General features: G+C 62.5%; 1 protein-coding gene and 1 pseudogene. Both read right to left on the bottom strand.

Going from position 1 to position 598, the window contains the following annotated elements:
* Window positions 1-440 (bottom strand): FAD-dependent oxidoreductase (locus ACP7E0_RS35070; RefSeq protein WP_426131986.1); only part of this gene is annotated, 440 nt, incomplete at its 3' end.
* Window positions 437-598: pseudogene (locus ACP7E0_RS35065) on the bottom strand (arsenical-resistance protein); the annotation flags it as partial. The gene ACP7E0_RS35070 and the pseudogene ACP7E0_RS35065, both read right to left, overlap by 4 nt.

Here is a 598-nt window from a genome sequence, read left to right as displayed (position 1 = left end):
TCGATGCCGGGATAGGTGGGGATAAACGGGTTCGACCAGGTCCCGGTGGCGCTGATCACTGATCGTCCCCGGTATATGCCCCGGTTCGTGACGACCTCAAGCGCTTCCGTCACCTCTTTCACTGTCGCTACCGATACTGGGCGTTCGATCGAGAAACCGTATCTTGTTTCGTAGCGAGACAGGTAGTCGAGAACCTCGTCCCGGCCGGGATAACGGCCTGTCGAACTGTTCGGCATGAGCCATCCCGGAAGGGAGCTGTAGGAGGCGGGTGAGAAGAGCGTGAGTGAATCCCAGGCATGTCGCCACGCGCCGCCTGGGCCGTCCCCTGCGTCAAGGAGAATGAAGTCCAGTCCAGCGCGTCTGAGGTAGTAGGCGCAGGACAGCCCCGCCTGCCCCGCGCCTATGACGATGACGTCAAAAGTCTTCTCTGGCCCGATCACTCGGCTGGTACGCGTGGTTCACTAGGCTCAGCCGGGAAGTAGCGCCGCCCCATCCAGAGTGCAAACTGCACTAGGATGATCAGGACCGGCACTTCGACGAGCGGCCCGATGACCGCCGCGAACGCGACCGGTGAGGCAAGGCCGAACGCGGCGATGGC

Source organism: Pararhizobium sp. PWRC1-1 (assembly GCF_049897905.1).
Classification (GTDB): Bacteria; Pseudomonadota; Alphaproteobacteria; order Rhizobiales; family Rhizobiaceae; genus Pararhizobium.
The sequence above is the reverse complement of the archived record's forward strand: the minus strand, read 5'-3'. Positions and strand labels throughout refer to the sequence as shown.